The 3139-nt window shown below is 68.8% G+C and carries 2 protein-coding genes; both read right to left on the minus strand.

Features of this window, described 5'->3' with window-relative positions:
- The coding region (locus ACZ7KF_RS41450) for a condensation domain-containing protein (RefSeq protein ID WP_471087873.1) at positions 1-1397 on the minus strand (1397 nt) is incomplete at its 3' end.
- Positions 1394-3139 (minus strand): condensation domain-containing protein (locus ACZ7KF_RS41455; protein WP_471087876.1); only part of this gene is annotated, 1746 nt, incomplete at its 5' end. The genes ACZ7KF_RS41455 and ACZ7KF_RS41450, both read right to left, overlap by 4 nt.

The following is a 3139-nucleotide window of genomic DNA, read 5'->3' on the forward strand; positions in this document are numbered from 1 at the left end:
ACCAGCCCATGGATCGTCGCCCTGTCCGGATACGGACCGACGACACCGTTCCAGTCGACCAGAACCTCCCGCCGCTCCCCCACCGTCAGCATGTTGAGGTCGCCGATGCGTGCCCCGGGTGATTCCACCGCGGAGGCCAGCAGGCTCTGGAGGTGGCCTGCCATGCGTTCGACCGTCTCCGCGTCGAACCTGCTCCGGTCGTAGACGAAGCGGAACTCCAGGGCACGGCCCGCCGACACGACGAGGGTCAGCGGGTACCCGGTGCGCTCCACGCAGCTCACCAGGCGCCGAGTCAGTCCCTCGGGGAAGTCCGACGGCTTCTGCACCACCGGGTAGTTCTCGAAGACGAGGATGGACCGGAACAGCGGCTCGCCGCGCGGGATCCTGCTGTGCTTCTGCACGTCGACCAGGTGGCAGTACTCCCACTGGCGCATCTCCAGTTGCTCGTCCTGGAGGTCCCGCAGCCATTCGGAGACGATCAGGTCGCCCGTGAGCCGGCCGCGCACCGGCAGCGTGTTGATGAACAGGCCCATCATCGACTCGACGCCGGGCAGATCGATCGAGCGGCCAGAGATGGTCGAGCCGAACAGCACCTCGTCCTGGCGGCTGTACCGTGAGAGCAGGATCGACCACAGGCCCTGTACCAGTGTGTTCATCGTGATGCGCTGGGACTTGGCGTAGTCTCGGGCCCGCGCGAACAGCTCCGGGGAGGCGCACACCTCGAACTCGCCGACTCCCGTGTCGCCGGTGTCCCGGTCGACGTGCAGGGCGGTGGGCTCGGTGACGCCCGCCAGGTAGTCCGACCAGAACGCCGCCGAGTCGTCGTCCTGCCGGGAGTTGAGCCACTCGATGTACCGGCGGTACGGGACCGTCGGCGGCAGCTCGGCGGGAGTGCCGTCGAGCAGCGCGCGGTAGAGGGCGAACAGCTCCTTCTGAAGGATCTGCACGCTCCAGCCGTCGAGGAGGATGTGGTGGAACGACCAGACGACGATCCGGCGTTCCTCCGTCATTCGCAGCACGGTGACCCGGACCAGCGGGGCACGTGACAGGTCGAACCCTCGGGCCCAGTCCTCCGCCAGGAAGGCGTTCAGCCGTTCCTCCTGGGCGGGCAGGCCACGCAGGTCCCTCACCTCGAAGGGGAGGGGAGCCCGGCGCTGCACCACCTGCACTGGCTCCGACACCCCCTCCCACACGAACGCGCTGCGGAGGATCGAGTGCCGGTCGACGAGCTGCTGCCAGGCGGCGCCGAACAGCGTCTCGTCGAAGGGTCCTTCGACCTCCTCCGTCATCTGCACCATGTAGGGGCGCGTGTCGGAGGTGTCCTCCAGCGAGTGGTACAGCATGCCGAACTGCAGGGGCGAGAGTCCGTAGACGTCTTCCACGTTGTGCGCGCTCATATCGAGAACCTCTTCAGGATCGCGGCCATGTCGGCGTCACCGACATCGGTGAGGGGAACACCCGGGGACTCCCGGCGGGCGTCGGCGGCTCCGTCGGCGCTGCCGGCGATCAGCTCGCGCAGGTGGGCGAGGACGCCGTCGGCCAGCTGCTCGACGGTGCGCCGGTCGTGCAGCGCGGTCGAGTAGTTGATGTACAGGCCGAACGAGTCGCCCTCGACGGCGGCGGTCACGTCCAGCACGTTCCAGCGCATGCCGTCCGGGCTGATCGAGTGGCCCTTGGGCTCTTCGGGACCGGCGTACCGCCCGATGCCCGGCAGGTCCCTGGTGAATTGCCCCAGGTAGTTGAAGTTCACTTCCGGAGTGGGCTGCCGGCGCAGTACGGAGACCGTGTCCGGGGCGCCGAGATGGCGCAGGATGCCGTAGCCGACGCCCTTGTTGGGGATCCGCGCCAACTGCTCGCGGACGGAATCGAGCGAGGCCACGGCATTGGTGGCACCTGGCGCCAGCCGCAGGGCGACGGGGAAGACGGACGTGAACCATCCCACCGTCCGTGACAGGTCCACATCCGGGAACAGGTCCTCACGACCATGTCCCTCCAGGCCGATCAGGACCTCGTGGTCCCCCGTCCAGTCTCGCAGTGCGTGCGCCAGCGCGGTGAGCAACGCGTCGTTGATCTGGGTGCTGAAGACCCTCGGCACGTCCCGCAGCAGGGCACGAGTCTCCTCGGGACTGAGGGTCGCCACGACGCCGGCGGTCGATCCCAGGTCGTTGCGCCCGTCCCGGTCACGCGGCACCCGGCCGGCCGGCTTGGGCTCGGCCCAGTAGGCGAACTCCGCCCGTGCCTGCGCGGAGCGCGCGAAGCCGTGCAGTCGCTGGGCCCACGACCGGAACGACGTCGTCTTCGCCGGCAGCAGGGGTGCGAGCCCGGCGGCCCGCCGCTCGTAGCAACTGCCCAGGTCCTCCAGGAGGATCCGCCAGGACACGCCGTCGACCGCGAGGTGGTGTACGACGATGAGCAACCGCTGCCCGCGCGTGGGCCCCCACTCCAGCAGGGCGGCGCGCAGCAACGGGCCCTTGGCCAGGTCGAGGCTCTGCTGTGTCTCCTCCGCGATGTCCCGCGACACCGGCACCAGGGACTCGTCCGCGACACCGGACAGGTCGTGCACGTCGAGGACGCCGGTGTCCACGGTCTCGTCCAAGTACTGCCGCCAGCCGTCGGCCCCGTCCACGCAGCGCAGGCGCAGCGCGTCGTGGTGCTCGATCAGGTCGGCCAGCGCGAGCCGCAGCACGTCGGGGTCGAGTCCGTCGGTGACAAGGAGCTCGGCCTGGTTGAAGTGGTCGAACGCCGACAGGTCCTTCTCGAAGAACCAGTGCTGGATCGGTGTCAGCGGGACCTCGCCCACCACGCGGCCCTGCTCCGCGTCGACCGGCGTGGCCGTGCCGGCGTGGACCGCGATCTCGGCGATCGTCTGGTTCTTGAAGATCAGCCGCGGAGTGAGGTGCACACCGAACTTCTTGGCCCGGGCGATCATCTGGATGCTGATGATCGAATCCCCGCCCAGTTCGAAGAAGTTGTCGTGGATGCCGACGGTGTCGATACCGAGGATCTCGGACCAGATCGCGGCAAGGGTGCGCTCGATGTCCGTTCGGGGTGCGGTGTAGGTGGTGGCGAGTTCGGGTCGGTGGTGGTCGGGTGCGGGCAGGGCCTTGGTGTCGACCTTTCCGTTGGGGGTGAGGGGGAG

The sequence above is a fragment of the Streptomyces sp. NPDC038200 genome (assembly GCF_055600785.1).